This window comes from Pseudomonas sp. P9_2 (assembly GCF_034008255.1).
GTDB lineage: Bacteria > Pseudomonadota > Gammaproteobacteria > Pseudomonadales > Pseudomonadaceae > Aquipseudomonas > Aquipseudomonas synxantha_A.
This window is the reverse complement of sequence record NZ_CP125376.1, coordinates 3607428-3629300: the sequence shown is the minus strand read 5'-3', so window position 1 is coordinate 3629300 and position 21873 is coordinate 3607428. Positions and strand designations below refer to the sequence as shown.

Annotated in this window: 10 protein-coding genes; 5 read left to right on the top strand and 5 right to left on the bottom strand. The window is 58.6% G+C overall.

The genetic code is table 11. The annotated features are described in order from the left end of the window. The first annotated feature begins 32 nt into the window (after positions 1-32). The 4 genes from QMK52_RS16205 to QMK52_RS16190 are packed head-to-tail and all read left to right on the top strand — an operon-like array spanning position 33 to position 12283. Positions 33-2822 (top strand): Tc toxin subunit A, encoded by a 2790-nt coding sequence (locus tag QMK52_RS16205; RefSeq protein WP_320403071.1) that lies wholly within the window; start codon positions 33-35, stop codon positions 2820-2822. Between the two features lie 44 nt (positions 2823-2866). Next, positions 2867-7258 carry a neuraminidase-like domain-containing protein gene (locus tag QMK52_RS16200; RefSeq protein WP_320403070.1) on the top strand — a complete coding sequence of 1464 codons (4392 nt, stop codon included), beginning with the start codon at positions 2867-2869 and terminating at the stop codon, positions 7256-7258. Positions 7259-7295: 37 nt separating this feature from the next. Continuing rightward, entirely contained in the window at positions 7296-7703 is a 408-nt protein-coding gene (locus tag QMK52_RS16195; RefSeq protein ID WP_413817810.1) for a hypothetical protein, read from the top strand. Next, the gene (locus tag QMK52_RS16190) at positions 7700-12283 is read left to right on the top strand and encodes a SpvB/TcaC N-terminal domain-containing protein (protein WP_320403069.1); all 4584 of its coding nucleotides are present in this window, start codon (positions 7700-7702) and stop codon (positions 12281-12283) included. The genes QMK52_RS16195 and QMK52_RS16190 overlap by 4 nt, the downstream gene beginning before the upstream one ends. A gap of 161 nt (positions 12284-12444) precedes the next feature. On the opposite strand, the gene QMK52_RS16185 is transcribed toward QMK52_RS16190, so the two are convergent. From QMK52_RS16185 to QMK52_RS16170, 4 genes are all read right to left on the bottom strand, one after another. Continuing rightward, complete coding sequence (locus QMK52_RS16185; RefSeq protein ID WP_320403068.1) at positions 12445-15432, bottom strand: RHS repeat-associated core domain-containing protein; 2988 nt, start codon at positions 15430-15432, stop codon at positions 12445-12447. 124 nt (positions 15433-15556) lie between these two features. Further along, entirely contained in the window at positions 15557-18307 is a 2751-nt protein-coding gene (locus tag QMK52_RS16180; RefSeq protein WP_320403067.1) for an RHS repeat-associated core domain-containing protein, read from the bottom strand. A 147-nt stretch (positions 18308-18454) separates the two neighbouring features. After that, complete coding sequence (locus QMK52_RS16175) at positions 18455-18748, bottom strand: BolA family protein (protein ID WP_005789892.1); 294 nt, start codon at positions 18746-18748, stop codon at positions 18455-18457. Between the two features lie 6 nt (positions 18749-18754). Next, complete coding sequence (locus QMK52_RS16170; RefSeq protein WP_003175221.1) at positions 18755-19273, bottom strand: DUF2059 domain-containing protein; 519 nt, start codon at positions 19271-19273, stop codon at positions 18755-18757. A gap of 195 nt (positions 19274-19468) precedes the next feature. Between QMK52_RS16170 and QMK52_RS16165 the strand changes: the two genes are divergently transcribed. Next, on the top strand, positions 19469-20851 hold the full coding sequence (locus tag QMK52_RS16165) for a class II fumarate hydratase (RefSeq protein ID WP_032880155.1): 1383 nt from the start codon (positions 19469-19471) through the stop codon (positions 20849-20851). Here the strand turns inward: QMK52_RS16165 and QMK52_RS16160 are convergent. Next, on the bottom strand, positions 20848-21804 hold the full coding sequence (locus tag QMK52_RS16160) for a DMT family transporter (protein ID WP_005789894.1): 957 nt from the start codon (positions 21802-21804) through the stop codon (positions 20848-20850). The two genes, QMK52_RS16165 and QMK52_RS16160, sit on opposite strands and share 4 nt — an antisense overlap. Between the last annotated feature and the right edge of the window lie 69 nt (positions 21805-21873).

The following is a 21873-nucleotide window of genomic DNA, read 5'->3' as shown; positions in this document are numbered from 1 at the left end:
CCCCCCCGGCGGGCGTGAAGGAACGTATGAATATGCAAACCGACAGCAGCCCCTTGCTCGCCAAGCTGATTGATCACTCACGGCCTCCCGCTCCAGGTCGGGACGATTTCAAGACCGCCCTGCGGCGCCTCAACCTCAACTCGGTATTGGACATCGTACGATTGTCCGAAAGAGCCTTTGCCGAGCAACTGGCAACGTACAACGATGACGATGCCCACACGGTGTACCTCAAGGCCCAGAGCGCCGCCGCGCAACTGGAAACGTTATTTCGCGAACAGCAAGTCTCGTCCCCTCCTTCTTCACCGCGCAATAAACGCAGTCTCCCCCCCGAGACCAGCGCAACCTACCAGGCCTTGTTCAAGGAAAAGTGGGACCAGTTCTGCTCCAGTTCGTCTATCGCAGCGCTCGATTCACCGACTGCCTACCTGCGTGCGCTCTATTTGTTCGCCCTGCAGCTGGAAGAAAATACCAAGGACACAAACGCGCTCAAGCTGTCGCAGCGACGCCCGGAACTCAAAGACCAGGTGATCAACCAACATAGCGTTTCGAGCCAGGTTCCCATGTTGTCGATCGTCAACCAGATCTTGCTCAAAAATATCGCGCCGGCCAAAGAGGAAGATACCTATAGGGTGCTGAGTGAAACCTGGTATCCGTTTTCTCTGCCCTATCATTTGCACCATCAGCAATGCCAACAGGGCCTGTCGGGCGACAAGCCGGCGTTGGGTGAGTTGAACTATCGCATCAGTCGCCAGTTGCCTTTGGCAGGAGAAACCAGCACTTACGGGCAGGTCGGCGAACAGAACAACGAAGTCCAATGTCAGTTATCAGGGTTGAGCCCTAACCAACAGACAATGCTGAAAGCTAAATGGGTCACCGAAACAGAGGTGGAAAAAGAGGAAAAGGTGAAAAAGTTCCATCTCCAGTTTTACAACTGGACGATAGATCAAACAGGACCAGAGAAGCTCACTGACTTTCTGAACCATACACAACTGGATGCCGACCAACTTCAGGCGCTGCTTGCACAACAGACTCAGTCACCACGCCAATCACCTAACTGCAAGCAAAACCCCGGCCTCGCCTACGGTGCGTGCTATATCAACGGCACGACCACACCCGCTATCAGCCTGGACAACGCCAAGCTGACCCACGTTAGCCTTGAGCGCTTCGACAGACTGCAACGCATGATTCGTCTACAGCGCTGGCTCGGCCTGCCTTTCGCGCAATTGGACACCCTGATAGTCAGCGCCATGCGCTGCGAAGGCCATCGCAACAGCACGCTGCAGATCACCCATAACACCCTCCGGGCGCTGGGGGTCTTTTGCTATTTGAGCAAACGCTACACGTTGCAAGCCGAAGAATTTGCCGCCCTGCTTCATCAGTTACCCGTCCATGCCTCAGGCGACCGCATGTCATTGTTCGACCAGGTGTTCAATCGCACGGGTTCCGCCCTGCCTCCCCTGTACCTGGACAGCGCTACGTTCGACGATACCACCCGGCAACAACTCTGCGCCGGGTTGGGCCTGCAAGACACCCAGGATTCGCTTCAACTACTGATCCCTCCCGACCAGCCTGCAACCCGTACGATCGAGACGATCAGCAAGATCTATCGGCAAGCGAGAATCGCTCGCCTGTTCGGGCTATCGGTCGTGGAATGCCGACAATTGGTGCAAATGCTCGGGAATGCGAACTTTCTCATGCAGTTGCGCAACCCAACGTTACGCAACAAACCCAAGGGCACGACTGACTTCCTCGACATGCTCATGCACCTGGAATGGGCGAGCCGTTGGTTTAAAGAAAACGGCAGCAGCCTGACGCTGCTCAGACGCCAGCTATTGCTGGATAGCCAGGTCCAGGACCCGATCATCAATCAGCTATTGAAGGAGTTCGCCAGCTATGACCAAGCGTCTCTTTCCAAAGCGTTGCAACTGCTTGATCTTCCTCAGCAACCCGGTGACGAAAAAGATCGTTTACCCGCCGTTGACTGGGAGTCCTTGGCCTATGCGGCGCTGCAACGGATGCGTCCCAATAACAGCATCGAGATGGCGCTCGATCAAGTGCTCTCTTCCGTTCAAATCAGCACGATGCCCGCACGTACGACAACGTTGATCGACCGAGCGAAGCCTAAGTTCAACACACTGCTGAGCAATGCGCGGGATGAGTTGTGGACTTTATATCTACGCCTTAAAGAAATCACCCAAGCCGTCCTCCATGCGCCAAACAATGCCAACGGCTATCAAAAATACGACAATGACTACCATTTCCTGCGTTTATACGCCCCCGCTGCTACGCCGCTGCAAACGCTCAGTTATCTGATACTGCGGTTACCTCACGCCGCCGATATTCTGCAACTGCCCCTCAGCCCACAAGCACTTCACCAGTTTCTGGTCAATCCGCACTGGCTCGCGAGTAAGTACAGGGCGTCTTCGCTGCTCGAACTGACCCCGTACAACCTCTACCTCATGCAGCAGTTCAAACATTGCATACACCACTGCGGCCTAACGGAAGAGCAGCTGCTCAACTACTTCGAACACGCCAATACCCTGCCCAACGGCGCTACGCAAAACACCAGTGAAGAAACGAACGAGCGTCTCGCTCAACTTTTAGGTTGGAGTGCCAGTGAAATCGATGTCTTCAGCAGCCAACTGAAACCTCCACGCATTACCTCAATGAACCGCCTGGACTGGGTGCTGCGCTGCCGCCAAGCCAGCATCGACACAGGCCTGCCTGCCAACATGCTGATCAAAGCCAGCGAACTGAAAGCCGACTCTGCATTGGCTGACTGGAAGAGCGTCGGTGAGGCGGTCACAAGTGCGTATCCATAACCCACTCACACCCTACTCACATTCGACCCGCTCAAGGATTGATCATGTCTCACTCGCTTAATCAACAGCTCAATGAAAGCCTGCGCGACGCCATGCTCGCGTACTACCTGACCTACAAAGTACCTCCCGAACTAAAGGAAAAGATCACCCAGGCCGACGATCTTTACGAATACTGGCTGCTCGACGTACAAGTCAGCCAAGCAGTACCGACCAGCCCGGTAGCCTGTGCCATCTCCAGCCTGCAGCAGTACATCACACGCATCCAGCTGGGCCTGGAACCGGGCTATGAAAAGCAGGGCATGACCACGCAACAGGACACGTTATGGCGTGAACAGTTGCACACCTACGCACTCTGGAACGCCAACCAGCAGTTGCGCTATCACCCCGCCAACTATTTGGACCCGACATTACGGCGTGACAAGACCGACAGCTTTGAGCAGTTGGAAAACGACCTGAGCCAGTATCGAATTCAAGCGGATACCGTTACCACGGCGGTTCACAATTACCTGGCCAGATTCGAGGAAACCGCCAACATACGCACGATCAACGGTTATATCGACGCCGACTTGAGCAACCTGTATAGCGGCACCTATTACTTCGTCGGGAAATCGAGCTCCGCAAACACCTATTACTGGCGCTCCCTCGACCTGTCCAGGCGCGCAGGGTCGGTACTTTTTCAGGATGCCTGGTCAGGCTGGGAGAAAATCAACTTGTCGGTCTCCGACGCCACCGCCGAGCAAAGTATCCGGCCGGTGTATTTCAATAATCGGCTATTTTTCATCTGGGCCGAATGCATCCCCCCCTCCCCGACCAGTTCCGTCCCACCGACGAAAAAAAACTCAGAGAAAAAAAAACAGCTGGCCGAATGGATCAACAGCCGCTACGTCAAGTTTCGCCTCAATTTTTCTTATAAAAAGCACGATGGCAGTTGGAGCGCACCCAAAGCCTGCATTGAGGAGTACTGTGCCACTGAAGACGTCAACGCATTGCCCCCTGCCTTTCTGAAAACCATTACGCAGACGGTGGCTATCGTCGACAGTAACGGCCCCCCGGTACTGTTTTTAAGTGTGCTTGCCACCAGCCGTAAAGACCCCAAACAGCAGGAGAACTTTATTGGAAAGTTTTTCCAGGCTGTCCACGTCGACCAGTCCTTCAACATTACCACCATCGCCGATGGCGGCAGCCCCGAGCGCTATAGCGTGCTGCCCGGCTCACAGGTGGACGAAGAGATAAACCGACTCCTGGAACACTTCGATCCATCGCAGAAGACAAAAGTGCAAACTGTAGTTCAGGGCAAAGATCAAAGCGTGAGCGGGTACTACAGTGAATTGCTGCCTGACACCGCTCGGCAATACCTAACATTCTTTGCTCATAAAAACCAAGGAAACTTGCAGTTCAAGGTAACACCCCCAAACAAGCACTCGATTTCCCCCACGGAGCAAACGATTACCGAAAACAACGACCATTGGGACTTCGAAAACAATCGAACAAAAATAAAAACACCAACAGCAAGCGACGTCTCTGTTGATTCAAACACCAATGAACTCGTATTTACTTCCACACTCACTGACAGTTTCCAGCAAACGTACGGCGTCACACTAATAAAAAAAACAAGCGGTGAGGATATTAACATCACACTGACAGTAGACGACGCACTGGATGATCCGAAAGCCACTCAACTTAAACTGACCAGTGATTCTAAAATTGACGATCCAACCAACGCGCTCCAGACTGATTTTTACGCTCTTTATTTTAAAAACACGGCCACGCATGACGAGTTCCCCAATGCTGTACATACCGAGAGCGGGTTACTCATTAAACTCAAGCCCAAGTCCAAAGACGGGAACACCGTCTCGCTGAAAAATCATTATATAGACAAGAATGCTTTCATCAGTTTATACACAAGTACAGAAAACTCCATCCAGGTCGCCCTTAACCGCTACAGCAAATACCCAGACGCGAACAAAAAGACGTCGCTGCACGCACAAAATACGTTGATTATAAAAAAACCCGCCGTGAGCACATCTAAGTTACGTGCCTATAAGCACATCATTATGAGAGCCAATTTTAAAGACTATCCATTCACCGAAAAAATCAATGCCAACTCACATCAAATCATCAACTATCAGGACACTGCCCACGAAAGCCTCACCGGGTCAAATCCCGAATTACCCAGCGGGCATCGGGTCACGGCGCGTATTCCAGTGACCACGGAGGAAATAACGTCGGGCATCACCCTGATACACGGGGTGGTGACGCTTGAGCCTGCCAAAGAAGACGACTCGACAATTCTCGGCTATACCCTGAAAGCAACTACCTTGAAGTTGGCCCCTTCCACCTCTGACACATCGCTCAGTCAACACCTGGTGCCGATGATCAAAAGACAGACGTCGGAAAAACTCGGCACCGCCGAATTTATTGATTTCCCAACGAGCACCTCAACCCCGCCTGCCGACACGCCCCCCCGCCTTCGCATGAATACCTGTTTTGCCGGCAATCTGGTCAAGGCGGCCAATGTCAGCCTTGAGCATTTGTTTTCGTTAACACCGAAAACGTGGCAAGAACCTCCACTCACACCAGATGGAGCAGCAGAGGACATCGACTTTAACGGGGCTCACAGCAAGTACTTCTGGGAGCTGTTCCTGTACGTACCCTGGTTGGTTGCCCACCGCCTGAATCAGGAGCAGCAGTATGTCGAAGCCCAAGCCTGGCTCAAACACATCTTCGACCCAGCGCGGTTGGCCGATACGGACAGCGAACGCCCTGAATTTTGGGGGTTCAACGAGCTCGTTCGTACGGGCCCGCTCCCCGGTTCAGTCACTCACGACCCACACAAACTGGCGATTCGCTCACCGGTGCATTTTCGCAAAGCAATCTATCTGCTTTATCTCGATATATTGCTCAATCGTGGCGATGCAGCCTATCGGCAGCTTACCCCCGACAGCCTGACCCAGGCCAAACTCTGGTACACGCGAGCCAACCACTTTCTCGGGCCACGCCCCCGCGTCATCACCACTGAACCGTGGGATAAAATCACCCTCGAAAGTTTGACGACGAACCGCTCTAAAGCCCTGGTAGAACTGGAGCAAACAAACCCACCAATCACTATCAACCCTGCGACCGAAGGCATCGCACTGGCTTCGCTCACGGACACCGATAATCTGTGCCTACCCTTCAATACCGAGCTGGTAGCGCGCTGGGACAAGCTCGAAAGTCGCCTGCATAACCTGCGGTACAATCTCGACATCACTGGCAAACCCTTGCGCCTGTCGCTGTACGCAACCCCGCTCTCACCTCTGAAACTGTTGGCCAGCCGCAGCAGCGGTGCCTTCGGCGAAGGAGGCGTAGCGTCGTTCATTGACGCGCAAGTCGGCCATTATCGCTTCCAGGTCATGCTGGGCCACGCGCTCACGGCAACCGAGGCGGTGATTCAATTCGGCAACACGGTGCTGAGCCTGATTGAGCGCAAGGAACAGGCTGAATACCTGGAGTTGCAGCAACAACAAGCCTGGGACTTGGCCAATATCGTCGTAACCCAACAACACCAGGCATTGTTGCTCGACGAGAAAAACCGCCAGGCACTCGGCGCCAGTCGGAGCATGATCGAATCCCGGATGCGCCACTACGAACGCCTGCTCACCGAAGGCATCAGCCCCGCAGAAGCGCACGCAGGCCAACTCTACCTGCTCAGTAGCGGATTCGAGACCGCAGGATCCACCGCCGCCGCAGGGGCCGGCATCGCGATGATAGCGCCGAACATCTTCGGTACGAGTACCGGCGGGGCACGCTGGGAGGGCCCGTTTTATGCAGCCCAAGCCTTGGCTCAAGGCACCGCGACGGTGTTGCGCGGCACTGCCGCAGACCTGGACCGTTCCGAGCAATTCAACCGTCGGGAGCAAGAATGGGCGCATGCCCAGGATCAGGCCCGACTCGAACTGGCCCAGGTCGATGCCCAATTACAAGCTTATGCCGAGCAGGAAAAAGCCACGCGCCTGCAATTACGCCTGGCCGAGACCTCCCTGGCCCAGGCCTGGTCGAACTATCAATTGCTGGCCAAGCGCTTTACCAGGGCACAACTGTATGACTGGCTCAATGTACAACTGAGCAAGTTCTATTACCAAGTCTATGACCTGAGCCTTTCCCTGTGCCGCACCGCGCAAGCGTGCTGGCAGTACGAAGTCGCAGACTATGCGAGCACGTTTATCCAGCCCGGTGCCTGGAACAACAACTACCGCGGCTACCTGGCGGGTGAGGCCCTGAAGCTGTCGCTATTGAAGATGAATGCGGCCTATGTGAACCATAACGTTCGGGACCTGGAAATCGTCAAGACCATCTCCCTGCGTCATCGCATGATCGATTGCAAAGTCACCCCCCCCCACAACAGACACAACCGGCACTCAATCATCGAGTACACAAAACACATGGGCCGAGCATAAACGACAACTGGTCGATAACGGCGCGCTGTGCTTCAAGTTGCCCGAGGCTCTGTTTGAAGAGGATTACCCCCACCACATCCTGCGGCGAATAAAAGGTATCAGCGTGTCGTTGCCCGCGACGCTAGGCCCCTATGAGGACATCAAGGCGATACTGACCCAGACCCATAACGAAATCGTATTGCCCTCAGGCGAGCGGCGCCGCGACATGCGCGCCCATCAGCAAGTCGCACTGTCCACCGGCCTGGATGACAATGGCCTGTTCACCCTCAACTTCGAGAGCCAAGATCGCTACTTGCCCTTCGAATACACCGGGGCCATCTCCAACTGGACCCTGGAATTCCCCAACCCTGCCCAGCAAGAAGCCGTACTCAAATCGATCAACGATATCGTCATTCACCTGCGTTACACCGCCAGGGTGCCAGCAGCCAGCGAGGTCAAGGCATGAACGACGATACGCTCAACCTCCAGGTCAATACCCCCGCCCTGCCCAAAGGCGGCGGCGCCATTCAAGGCACCGGCAAAGGCTGGGGCGATGTCGGCTCCAGTGGTACGGCAAGCTTTGAAATTCCCTTGCCGATCTCTCCGGCGCGCGGCTACGCGCCGGCCATGTCGCTGACCTACCACAGCGGCGCCGGTAACGGCCCCTTCGGATTGGGTTGGAGGGTACCCTTGCCGGCCGTCAGCCGGCGTACCTCCCACGGCGTGCCGGCCTACACGGGGCACGACGTACTGGTGGGCCCCGACGCGCAAATATGGCTACCCGAACGCGACGCCGAAGGTGCGATCGTCAGCCGTTCCACGACCGCTTTCAATGGTTTGCCACTGACCATCGCCTACACGGCCACCCGGTACTTTCCCAGGATCGAGAGCCAGTTCGACCGTATCGAGCACTGGCACTCGGCAACCGATACGGCAGGCTTCTGGTTGATACAAAGTGCCGATGGCAGTCAGCACTTTTACGGGAAGACCCCATTGGCGCGAATTGCCGATCCGGACCACCCGCACCATGTGGCGCAATGGTTGTTGCAGGAAAGCCTGAATACCCACGGCGAACACATTTATTATCACTACAACAAAGAAACCGATCCCTCGCGCTACCCGAGGGACTGTCGAGCCCAGTGTTACCTGGAGCGCGTCTGCTACGGCAACTTCACCGCCAAGGAGCAGGAACAGCTCTACCTCTGGCAGACCGACGATGAGCCGGGCATGGGCTGGCACTTTCAGTTGCTCTTTGACTATGGCGAACGTGACCTTGAGCTGGATAAGCGGCCGACGTATCAGAAAACCCGGGAGTGGCCGACACGACCCGATCCCTGCTCGGATTTTTCGTTCGGCTTCGAGCTACGCACCCTGCGCTGTTGCAACCAGATTCTGATGTTTCACCACTTCCCCAAAGAAGCGCAAATGGGCACCGACCCGGTGCTGGTCAAACGTCTGCTGCTGGAATACCGCACATCCAGCCATGTCAGCCTGTTGAGCGGGATCCATGAGCAGGCCTTCGACAGCGCAGGCAATAGCGTGAGCCGCCCGCCACTGGAGTGTTTTTACCAATCGAGCCAGCTCAAGGTGGACAAGAGCGGCTATAAGCCCTTCAGTTCGCTGCCCGGGCTGCATGACAGCGATCGCTATCAATTGGTCGATCTGTATGGCGAAGGCATACCGGGTGTGTTGTATCGCGCTGACAAGAGTTGGTACTACCGTGAACCGCTCAGGCCGCAGCACACGAAAACCGGCGACGAGGTGATTTACGGCGCGGCCCAGGAGTTGGCGCGGGTGCCGGTCGCCGACAGTACCCGGCCCATCCACCAGGCGCTGGCCGATGTGAACGGCGATGGCCGTCTGGACTGGCTGGTTGCCCAACCGGGGATGAGCGGCTTTTTCAGCCTGGACGAACAGCGCAACTGGTCAACCTTCACGCCGTTCGATGCGTTCCCGTCGGAATTTTTCCATCCCGCGGGAATACTCGCCGACTTGATGGGGACGGGACGTCCTGACGTTGCCATGATCGGCCCCCGTAGCGTGCGCCTGTATGCCAATCGCCGGCGAAAAGGCTTCGAACCCGCCATTGAGGTGCCTCATAAGCTCGATGACGTCTTGCCGATCGTTTCCGCCTCGTCCAACGAGCTGGTGGCGTTCAGCGATGTACTTGCCACGGACCAGCAGCATCTGGTGCGTATCCGGCATAACGAAGTGAAATGTTGGCCGAACCTGGGTCGAGGACGTTTTGGCCAAGGGTTTGTGTTGGCCACGTTGCCGTTCCGTTATGAAGTGTTCAAAGCGTCCAATGTACTGCTCGTCGACCTCAATGGAGGTGGCGCTACGGACTTGCTGTATTTGAGCGCCGCCCACCTGTGTATTTTCCTCAATAAAGGCGGCAACGGCTTCGAGGCGGATGCGATCAAAGTCCCGTGGCCAGAGGGCGTGCGGTATGACGACCACTGTCAGGTCAACATCGTCGACGTGAGCGGCCGGGGCTGCCCCAGCCTGATCCTGACCGCCGCCCATCAGACCCCCATTCACTGGCGCTACGATTTTTTCACTCACAAGCCATGGCTGCTCATGCGCACCGACAACAACATGGGCGCCCAGGCTTCGATCAAATATCGCAGCAGTACCCAGGAGTGGCTGGACGAAAAACGCGAGCTGCTTGCCAAGGGCCAGTCTGCGATCAGCCAGTTGCCCTTTGCGCTGCTGCTGGTCAGCCAACAGGCCCAACGGGACGAGATTACCGGCAACCAGCTGACCCAGCGCGTGAGCTATCGTCAGGCTTATTACGACCGCGTGGACCGTGAGTTTCGTGGCTTTGGGCTGTTGCTGCAAACCGACACCGAGAGCAGCAAAGACACGCAACACAGCCAGGGTTTCAGCTCCCCCATGCGCACCAAAACCTGGTTTCATACCGGGCAATACATCGACATGCCCACCCTCGGCCATAGCAGTCACGACCCACAGGCCAAAGCCATGGGCCGCACACTGGTTAGCCGACACAGGGCGACGCCCGGGGCACAGCCACTGGATCACCACGACGACTTGATCAGCGATCCTGCACCACTGCTGGCACGCGAAGTGGCACGCGCACTCAGCGGCAGAGTGCTACGGGTGGAAGTGGCAGCAGCGGACCCGGCGCAAGGCACCGTGCCCTATGCCGTCACGCAACAGCGGTATCTGGTCCGTGAACTGGCACCGGCCAGTGCTCATACGCTCTACCCCCGGTTGCTGCCATTAGCGCTGGAGTCGATCAGCTATCAATATGAAGGCGTGGAAAACGATCCCGTCTGCCAGCACCAGATCAATCTGCGCTGGGATGCCTATGGTTATTTGGTGCATAGCGTGACCCTGCATTATGCCCGCCGTACCACCACCGACAGCCCGCCACCCGCCGTGCTGGTGGATGAGCACCAGCAGCGCTGGTGGCGCGATACCCATGACAACGCGCAACAATTCTATTACCTGAACGAAACGCTGGCCCAGCCCATTCATCTGGACGACGCACAGCAGTGGTGCCTGGCCTTGCCCTACCGTCAACGAGACAACGCCCTGGTGCTCGGCAAGACGCCAGCGCCTGGCGGGCTGGACACTGCGCGTATCGCCTATGAGGTGTTCATCGATACCAGCGTCGGGCCGTTGGCCGCAGGGGCCAGCCGCGCACTGAGCGGCTTGTCGCGCCAGTACTACCGGCAGGCCGGCGCTTTGGGTAAAACCCTGGAACCTGGGGTCGCCACTGCCCAGGCATTGACTGACTACCTGGAAACCGCCGAGCTGGATGACCAGGCCATGAGTGCCTACAACGACATTCCAGCCATGCTCAACCAACCCAAGGTGGACCTGGTGCAAAAGCTCACCGACAGCGGCTATCACGCCATGGAGCTGTTTTTTCTATTTGACGGCGAGGTGCCGCCCAAGGAAAACCGCCTGTGGTCGATTCGCCGGCACTTTCCCCGCTATGGCAAGGCCACCCAGTTTTATCGGATAAGGGCGCTGCGGGCCACGGAGGCCCATGGCGAAACAACGCTCACCTATGACCCCTACACGTTGCAAACCGTGCGCGTAAAAATGCCCGACGGTTGTGTGACCAAGGCCGAATACGACTATCGATTGCTGCTGCCGACAAAAATCGTCGACCCCAATGGCACTGTTCAAGAAGCGCTTTATGACGGTTTTGGGCAGTTACTCGCCAACACCTTTTACGGCCACGAACAAAGCCTCAGAGTGGGCTTCGCCGCCCTGGATAGCTACCGCCCGCTCAAAAATATAACGCCCGCATTGGCCATCGAACAGGCGCAAAGCGTGCTGCAAGACATGGCCAGCGCGCACTGCTACGCCCCGTTCAGTTGGATGGGTAGCATCGACTTGGCCCTGGTCAAGCCAGAGTGGATCACCAAGGGCTATCTGCTCCCCAGCGGGCATATCCGCATGAACGCGCGATCGCTCCTGCGTGGTGGTCGCCAGCCCCTCAGTGACAGTGCAAAACAGCTCAAGGCGTTGATCGACAAGGCCAGCCGTACGCCGGTACATGGGCTCATGTTGCAAGCCGACCGCTACCCCGGCGATACCGAACAACAGGTTCGCATGACCCTGACCTGCTGGGATGGCTTCGGCCGCTCATTGCAGACCAAGCAGAAGACCGAACCAGGCCCGGCCCATGCGGTCGACGACAAGGGCAATCTGCTGGTCGACGAACTACCGGATGCAAACGCCACCTTGAAGAAGCAGCTACGCCAAGTGCAAGCCAACCCCCGCTGGCGCGTCAGCGAGCGTGTCGAATACAACAACAAGGGCCTGGTCATTCGCGTCTACCGCCCCTACTTCGCCGACAAGCACACCTACGTCAATGATCAATCCATGCGCGAGCTGGGCCACAGCGACCGACAGTTCTACGACCCCCTCGGGCGCCCGACAAAGACATTGACCGCAGGAGGATTTATGCGGCGTAACACCTATTGGGCCTGGTACACCGTCAATGAGGACGAAAACGACACTTATGCAGAGCTGAACTCCGACAACATACTGACTGATACCCCCTAAAGACCTGGGTATCTACAGAACTTTTGCTCCTGCGCCAGACCTGTAGCGGTCTGGCCCCTCCAGCGTGAGCCGTTCAAATGTGTGTGGCTTGCCTGCAAAGGCAGCCTTGAAGCCGACTGGGATGTTGAATGGGCCGCAGCGACGACCCATTCATGTTCTTGTCAGGATCGCCGGGCTGCGCCCCATCGCGACGCCAAGGTTGTATACCCGCGCCTGGCAAACGTTACGAAAAAGCCGCGCCATTCGGTCAATGATGCAATCACGCCGCGGGCCGCCATGACAATTGTTCGAGTGGTCCGGCCTTGAGCGGCCTGGGGCAGGCCCGTCAGCGCAACGGCCAATGCCTCGACACCGGACGCGGCCCAGTGCGTCCACACCTGATTGAACATTCTGCTCAGCCCACCGTGCGCCGTCGCGACAGGATCCGGCAGCTGTACGGTTTGGCCATGGGGATCGTGGACGGCGGTCCGGTGACCGCCACGCATCATCGTTCCCATCGCCCCATCGTAGGCTTCTATTGCAGGTGAGACATTGGGTTGCATCAGCGCAGGCACTTCCCCGCCATAAACAGCGTTGGCCACGGTAGCAAGGGCATAGGCGGCCGTCGCTCCGGCGGTGCGCGTGACCCTGCCGCGCAGGGGCGTGCTGCCCCAGGAGATGCCGGTACCGTGCCCACGAAGGACCTGCTGCACCAGTTCTCTGGAGAGCGCGCGCACATGTCCGCCCAACCGCTGGACCGCCACCGGGTCCCAGCTGTGCTCGGCTTGATCACCTATCGAGTCGCCATGCATGGCATACCCCATACCCGCGGCACCTGCAAAAATAGCACCGATCTGTGGCGCATATCGCGTCCAGTTACCGGCAATACCGGTGCTCATATGTGCCGTGGACACTGCATCCAGCACCGCAACGGTAAGGCGCAAGATTTGGTTGCGTTGTGCCGTGGGCTGGACGGTACTGAAGACCGCCAGATCGACGCCCGTCGCGATTGCATTGGCGATATAGGTGGATAAACCATCGCGAATCGCTGCCGACGAGGCCGGTTGTATCCTCGGGCGCATAACCCTGCCTATATTCGCGAGCCTGCGGCTGATGGAAAGCCTGCGTATTTGTTTATCCTGCGACTCCTCCAAAGCCGATGTGGCAGCCAGCCCTTGCGCATCGACCTTGCTAACCGGATTACCGCCAACCATGGCGTACAGATTCAAGCCATCGGCATCGCCGATCGGGTCCGGGCTGATCCATCGGCATAACCACGGCGCGTAATACCTGAAGCCGTAGTAAGACAACCCGCTGGCATCGCGCTCCTTGCCCGAGTAACGGATGAACCTGTAACTCGCCTCGCTGGCATTCTTGGCCGCCCACCACGCAGTCCCGCCGTAGGGATAATAACTTTCCTGGCTGAGCAGTTGCGCCTGCTCGCCCAGTTCCAGGCTGCTGCTACCCAAGTGGTCCGACAAGCCGTAACGGATCTGCGCCTGCTGACGCCCTCCCGAAGGGTGGCGATCCCACAGCAGGACGCGCACCGTGGTCGTACCGGCATCAAGGTTGAGTACATTCAGTTGCTCACCCGTTGCGCTGTCATGGCGAATTTCCAGTCCCGGCAAGTAGCGTACCTCGGCCGTATGCACCACGCTCCTGGCCTGGTAGACCCTGCGTTTGAAGATGCGCTGGCCCGTGGCATCGTAGGCGTAGCGCTCTTCATCGTCGTTGCCGCCCTCGCGCCGCACCTGCGTGAGGCGCACCAGTTGGTTGCGCACATCCCAGTCCATCTTGTGATCGCCTGCCAATGCTTGCAGATTGCCGTTGCGGTCAAAGCCCTGGCCCAACCCCGGCGCGCTCTTGCCCTCGGCCTGCGGCAGAAAATGATTGCTGCCCGCGGCCACGCTCATCTGCCGCGTGAAGCCCGTGCCGCTGCTGGGCACATGTTGCAACTCAAGCATATTTCCGGCGGCGTCATAGCTGAACTGCTGGGTGTAGCGACGCCATACGCTGTCGTCAGCCGAGCCAAACGCCACCCTCGCTGGTAACGCCGAGCCTCCAGGGTTGCCGGCGGTTTCGCGGCCGCAAGCCTTGGTCAGTTGCGATAACGTGTCGTACTCATAAAGGCTGGCCGAACTGATTCGGGTGTTGCTGGACCATTGCGTCGGCTGGGCAAGGTCATCGATCCGCACGACGTTGCCAACGCCGTCATACTCGTAGCGCAGGTCTTGCAGCGCTGCGCCCGGTTGCGCGGGCAGATGGGCAGTCATTTGCCGCAAGCGACCATCGAATTCACGGTAGTGCATGGCACGCACAACGCCATTGCCGGCGCGTTCGCTGAGCACTTGACCCGCTGCGCTGTAGTGCCGCTGGCCCAACACCTGCGTACGCACGCCGCCCTTGGGCGTCACAAAGATACTCGCCGGTTGGCCGTCAATGCCGTAGGCGTAGTCGAAGCGATTGCCCTTGGCGTCCGTGTGATGCAGGCGCTCACCCAGCGCGTTGAACCCAATGGAAGTCTGGAACCTCTCGGGCTCCAGGCGCAGCTCGCGTTGTGCATCGGGCTGCGGCCAATCCAGCGCGGCATCCGCCTTCCGGAAGCGTCGGGTCTGCTGAGCAACTTCTGCGTGCACCCCATACCGCTCGTGGAACAACGAGCCGCCGCCGTCATCGTGGCGAACCACACGGCCACAGCGGTTGCGCGCAGCCTCTTCATTCGAAGATGCAGCATAGGCAAGACGCTCGACGCACAGCGCCTGCCCGTCACTGGCCGCCTGTTCGAAGACTGCGACCGGCCGCAGATATTGATCGTAGTGATGAGCCTGGTGAGCGCCCCGTCCATCCCACTCTTCCAGTAACTGCCCGGCTTGCCCCATCAGTGTCAGTCGCCAGCCGGCATCCACGCTGTCGGTGCGCAACGCCTGTCCGCCAAGGCTATAGACCGTGCGTTGATTGGGCGCGGTGTCAGGCTGTGAGCGTGACAACTGCAACAAACGTGGGTCCCACTGTTCAATCATCAAGCCCGTACTGCCAAATACCTGACGATGAATGCGCACTTGCGGTTCAACTTCCGCTCTTGAGCGGAAGTAATCAATGTTACGAACAATTAACCCACGCGGGTCGACTGCGGCCAGGGACGGCGTATTTCGATGGATGGAATCAGACATGACCTCAGGACCTTATTGCTGAACAAGTAGTCCTGAGAGCCTAGGGATGAGGGGATCAGAAAGGTGGTGCTGGAGGATGCTTTTGTGTATCCAGTTACTGGCATCGCCCCGACCCGCTCACGTGTCAGCGTGCCGCCCGCCCTGACACCCTCGGACGGCTGGGTTTGTAGCGACGCCAAGCGGACGCGTTTGACTCCCAAGGCGCGTCGACCCGCTGTTGGTTTTGATAGAACGTCACGCGACCTGCCAGTTGCAGACGATGCCGATAAAGCCAGCGCAGCTCGGAGGCCGTGGCAGATACCCGCTGCTTGCTGACGACGGCTTCTATATTCAAATTGTCGAGAGCGAAATGGACCATCGCCGCACTTTGCGGGCTAGTCAAGGTTTCCAAAGCCGATTTGCTGCTTCGCGTGACGATTTTTTGCTGGATGGCCAATAGGTCTGTGCCAATGTGTTGGCGAGCCGTGGCCTCGAGTGAATACCTGCCTGCGGCAAGATCACTGACAAACCTCCTCGCGAATTGCTGGTTGCAGGAAGTTGACGTACAACCTGAATACTTCGAAACAATGCCCTCGTAAAACGGCCGGACGCCGACCGAAAGCTGCTCAATGAGCTCGGCCTTGAGTTCGTTAGCTTTCGCTGGATCATGTGGATCTTGCGTCAAGTCGCTGAATAGCTCCGCATTCGTGTTACGAAATGCAGAGAAGGCGCGAACGGGAGGCGCCAGCCCGGCAGTCCAGCGCTGCAGTTCCGCGCCTGAGAAATAGGCCACCATCGCATCCCCGCGTGCACTCAGCTTCGACCAGAAACTCCTGTAGGCAGCAACCGTCGCGGCCAAGCCAAAGAGAATATCGCCTCGACCGGGTTGGAATTGCTCGCCAAACGTCGTTTGCGTGCCATCGGCATCCCTGAACCCTACGGGATTGCCCCGGGCCATCGCATACAGGTTCAAGCCGTCCACATCGCCCATCGGGTCCGGGCTTATCCAGCGCTGCAACCACGGTGCGTAATAACGCGCACCGTAGTAGTACAGGCCCGTGGCGTCGCGCTCCTTGTCGGAGTAACGGCGAATCTTAGGGTGCCCCCGAACGATATTGCTGGTTGCCCACCACGCCGTTGCGCCATAAGGAAAGTAATGCTCCTGGCTCAACAAGCGAGCCTGCTCGTCCAGTTCCAGCGCACAGCTCTTGAGGTGATCCAAAATGCTGAATCGCAGTGAGTGGGTACTCATCTCGCTGGGCTTGCCCGACTCCCATTGCACCACGCTGACTCGCCCACCGCCCGTATCGATGTCCAGCACATTGAAGCGCTGCGCTGTTTGCTTGTGTACTTGCAGGCCTGGCAGGTAATAGGTTTCCTGGGTGTAAGGTTTTGCACTGGCTTCACGGCTGCGAACCTTGAGTGCGCGCAGACCCTGGCTGTCATACAGGTAACTTTCCACATCAGGGTCACCGCTCTCACGCTGTACCTGGGTGGCGTAGGTCAATTGGTTGCGCACATTCCAGGCCGCCTGCTGCGTGCCGTCGAGCGACAGCTGATTGCCATTGGCATCGAACGCCCCATTCCATTGCACCTGCCGCCCTTGCACTACGGGCACAGCGCGGTTCGTGAGCGCCGCCACTTGCATTTCGCGGGTATAGCCTGTGCCGCTGGAGGGCACGTGTCGAAGGCGCGTCAGATTGCCCGCCTCATCATAGACATAATGCTGGGTGTAATTGCGCCAGAGCCCCTGATCCGTCGCCCCGAACTGCACCTGCGTCGGCAAAGCCCGGCCCCCGGCATTGGCGCTGTTTTCCCGACCGCTGGCCTGGATCAACTGATAAAGCGTGTCGTACTGGTATCGATTAACCGCATCAATCCGGGTGTTGCTGTGCCATTGAGTCGGTTGCGCCTGGTCGCTGAGGCTGAGGATGTTGCCGGCCGGGTCGTACTCATATACCAGTTGCTGCAGCGGCGTGCCGGCCTGCCCTTGGCGGTACACCTCAAGTTGCTGCAAACGACCGTCGTGCTCGGCGTAACGGGCGACTTTGGTAACGTTATTGCCCGCCCGCTCGGACACGGCTTGGCCACTGGAGTTGTACACCCGCTGATTCATCAACACTTGGCGCTCGCCGGTCTTGAAGATCAGCAGCATTTCCAGCAGCCAGCCCTGTTGCCCATAGCGCCACTGTAGGCGGTTGTCCTTGGCATCGGTCTGCTCCAGCATTGCACCCAGCGCATCGTATCGCCAGGTGGTGGTATAGGCCTGGCGTTCCGTTAGCAGATCCTGTGCCTCATCGCTGTGTGGCCAGTCGACCAGAGCGATATCGGTGCGAAACCGTCTGGTTTGCTTGATGAGGCGCTGATCGATCGCGTACGCCTCCGCCAGCAGCACACCCGCCGGGTCCGCATGGCGAATCAGCCGTCCACAGCGATTGCCGACGACCTCGGCCGGGATGGCGGGCGCGTACGTCATACGCTCGACACAACGGGGTGTCGGGTCCTCTGCAGATTGTTCGAACACCGTCACAGGGCGCAGCAAACGGTCATAGTGAAACGCCTGGAGGGCGCCGCGCGAGTCCCAGCTGTGCAACCGCTGCCGAGCTGTACCGTACAAGACCAAGCGCCAGCCGGCATCCATACTCTGGGTTCGCACGGTTTCACCGGACAGGCTGTAAAGGTTCGATTGCGCCGCCACCCCGGTCGAGCCAAGAGCGAACTGACGTGGGTCCCACTGTTCAAGTAAAAAACCACTGGCACTCAACACCTGGCGATTGACCCGCGGCTGAGGGGAGTCCGCGAGCGTTGCACGATGATACTGCACAGTGCGCACGGCTAACCCGCGAGGGTCAATGGCCGTCAAGGTAGGCGTATTTCGATGAAGGGCGTTAGACATGAATTCATGACCTGTTTTGCACTAAGGTCAACAAATCCTAGAGGTACCGGCCTCGATAAAGGGGTATAAAAAGAAGCCGTGTGTAACCAGATCCTGACACCACCTATCGAGGCCAGCAGGCTTGGCACCTGCTGGCCTCAAAGGTTTTCAGTGCCCGCCGGCGCAGGTCGGCGAGGCCGGGGCTGCGTCGATTTTCGCCCATTCCTCAGGCGTGTAGGTATGCAGCGCCAACGCATGAAATTCGCTCATCAGGTCACCGAGGGTGGCGTAGACCTTCTGGTGGCGCTTGACGCGGTTGAGCCCTTCGAACTGCGGGCTGACCAGCACGGCCTTGAAGTGGGTCTGCAACCCACGGCTGTGCATGTGGCTTTCATCCAGCACACTCAAGTGTTGCGGGCCCAGGGCGGCGAGCGCCGTTTCGATACGCTGTTGCATGGTCATTGCTGCTTACTTCTTCTTGGCCGGTGCGGCGGCTTTTGGCGCCAGCTCATTGGTCATGTCTTCCAACAGCTTGTTCACCACCGGTACGGCGCTTTCCAGTTTGGCCTGGGTCATCTGGGCCGATTGCTGGGTCAGCTGCGGCATTTTTTCCAGGACCTTCTTGCCAAGTGGCGACTGGTAGAACGCTACCAGGTCCTTGAGCTCGGATTCGCTGAAGTTGGTGGTGTAGAGCTTGACCATATCAGGCTTGAGCTTCGGCCAGCCGATGGCCTGGTCCAGGGCGGCGTTGGCCTTGGCCTGGTAGCTGTCCAGTACGGACTGCTTGGCGGCAGGCGCCTTGGTCTGTTCGAAACGCTGGGCGAACATTTGCTGCACTTGCATGTACACCGGGGTCCCCAGCTTGTCAGCGTGGGCCAGGGTAAGGAAGGCTTCGGCACTGGCGTTGTGGCTGGCGGTATCGGCAAAAACCTGGCCGCTGGCGCAAACCAGAGCAACCGCGGTACAGATGGCACGAAGACGAGTCATCGAGTTTCCTTTTCTAGCAGGCGAGGTAAGACCCCAAGGGCGCCCATTCTGCGCCTAAAAAACCTCGCGGCTCAACCCCACCCCACGCAGGCCCTGGTTTTGCGGGGCGCAATGGCACAAATGCGGATTTAGGGAACCCACGGCAGCCGCCAGGGCCTAAACTGACCAATCACGACTGGATAAGGAGGGTGCCCGATGAGCCGTATCGAAACCGACAGCCTGGGAGAAGTACAGGTCCCTGATGATGCCTATTGGGGCGCGCAAACCCAGCGCTCGCTGGTCAATTTTGCGATTGGCGAGCAGCGTATGCCGCTGGCGGTATTGCATGCCCTGGCCCTGATCAAGAAGGCCGCCGCCCGGGTCAATGACCGCAACGGCGACCTGCCCGCCGATATCGCCCGGCTGATCGAACAGGCTGCCGACGAAATCCTCGACGGCCAGCATGACGACCAGTTCCCGCTGGTGGTCTGGCAGACCGGCAGTGGCACCCAGAGCAACATGAACGCCAACGAAGTGATCGCCGGCCGCGCCAACGAACTGGCCGGCAACAACCGGGGCGGCAAAAGCCCGGTACACCCCAACGACCATGTGAACCGCTCCCAAAGCTCCAACGACTGCTTCCCAACCGCCATGAGCATTGCTGCGGTGCAAGCAGTGCACCAGCAACTGCTGCCTGCTATCGCGACGCTGTCCGGTGGCCTGGCGGAATTGGCCGCGCGGCATATGAAGCTGGTCAAGACCGGGCGCACCCACATGATGGACGCCACGCCGATCACCTTCGGCCAGGAGCTGTCGGCGTTTATCGCCCAGCTCGATTACGCCGAGCGCGCGATCCGCAGCGCCCTGCCCGCCGTGTGCGAGCTGGCACAGGGCGGCACTGCCGTCGGCACCGGGCTCAACGCACCCCATGGCTTCGGCGAGGCGATTGCCTCGGAACTGGCGGCGCTGTCGGGCTTGCCCTTCGTGACCGCACCGAACAAATTCGCCGCCCTCTCCGGCCATGAGCCGCTGGTCACCTTGCACGGCGCGCTGAAAACCCTGGCCGTGGCCCTCATGAAAATCGCCAACGACCTGCGCCTGCTGGGTTCCGGCCCACGCACAGGGCTGGCCGAAGTGAAGTTGCCGGCCAACGAACCGGGCAGTTCGATCATGCCCGGCAAGGTCAACCCCACCCAGTGCGAAGCGCTGTCGATGCTGGCCTGCCAGGTATTGGGCAATGACGTGACCATCGGCATGGCCGCCAGCCAAGGGCACTTGCAGTTGAACGTGTACAAACCGGTGATTATTCACAACCTGCTGGAGTCGATCCGCCTGCTGGCCGATGGCTGCAACAACTTCCAGGAGCATTGCATCGCGGGTCTTGAGCCCGACGCCGCGCAAATGGCCGAACACCTGGAACGCGGGCTGATGCTGGTCACCGCGCTCAACCCGCATATCGGCTACGACAAGTCGGCAGAGATCGCCAAGAAGGCTTACGCCGAAGGGCTGACACTGCGCGAAGCCGCGCTGGAGCTCGGCTACCTCACCGACGCCGAGTTTGACCAGTGGGTCCGCCCGGAAAACATGCTCGGCGCTTAAACCGACATCCGCAGCCGCCGGGCCCTGAGCCCGGCGAGCAGCGAAGGCGCCAACGCAACCATCGCCGACCCCGTCACCACCACCAGCGCCCCCACATACCCCAGGGCATTGATCTCCTCAGCCTGCACATAGTCAGGCCACAGCCAGGCCGCCAAGGCCACCGCCACAAAGGTCACCAACGGCGTCAACGCCAGGGTCGCACTGACCCGCGAGGCTTCCCAATGCGCCAGGGCTTCGGCAAATGCGCCGTAGGCCACCAGCGTATTCATGCAGCACGCCAGCAGCAGCCACCCTTGCAGCGGGCTCAACTGCAACGCCTCCAGCGGATGCGCCCACGGCGTGAGCAACACTGCGCACGACAGGTAGATCACCATCATCACCTGCAACGAATTCCACACTGTCAGCAACTGCTTCTGCCCCAATGCATAGAACACCCAGATGGTGGTGGCGAGCAGGATCGTCAGCACACCGGCGGTGTAGGTGCCCATGGACGTCAGCAACTCCACCAGGCGTTGGTTGAAGAACAAACCAAAGCCGATAATCAGCACCACCAGCCCCACACCCTGCCCCAGGCTGAAGCGCTCCTTGAACACAAACACACTGGCTACCATCAGAAAGATCGGGCCCATCTGCACCACCAACTGCGCGGTGCCCGGGCTGAGCATTCTCAGCCCAACCAGATACAGCACGTAGTTGCCGACCAGCCCGCACACCGCCATGCCCACCAGCCAGCCGCCCCTGGGGCCGAGCACTTTACGGCTGGGCAAGCGCTTGGTGGCAGCCAGATAGACAAACAGGCAAGTGCCGGCCACCGTGAGGCGAAACCAGGTGACGGTGATCGGGTCCATCACTTGCAGCACTTGCTTGAGCTTGACCGGAAGGATGCCCCACAGAAACGCGGTCAGCAGGGTCAGGAAAAAGCCGTAGACCCAGCGGCCGGAGGAGATGTGCATGAGTGCCCCAGATGCCAGAGGAAGTGGAGCAGGCATTCTAGGGGCAAGTCACTGAGTTCGGATACGTCA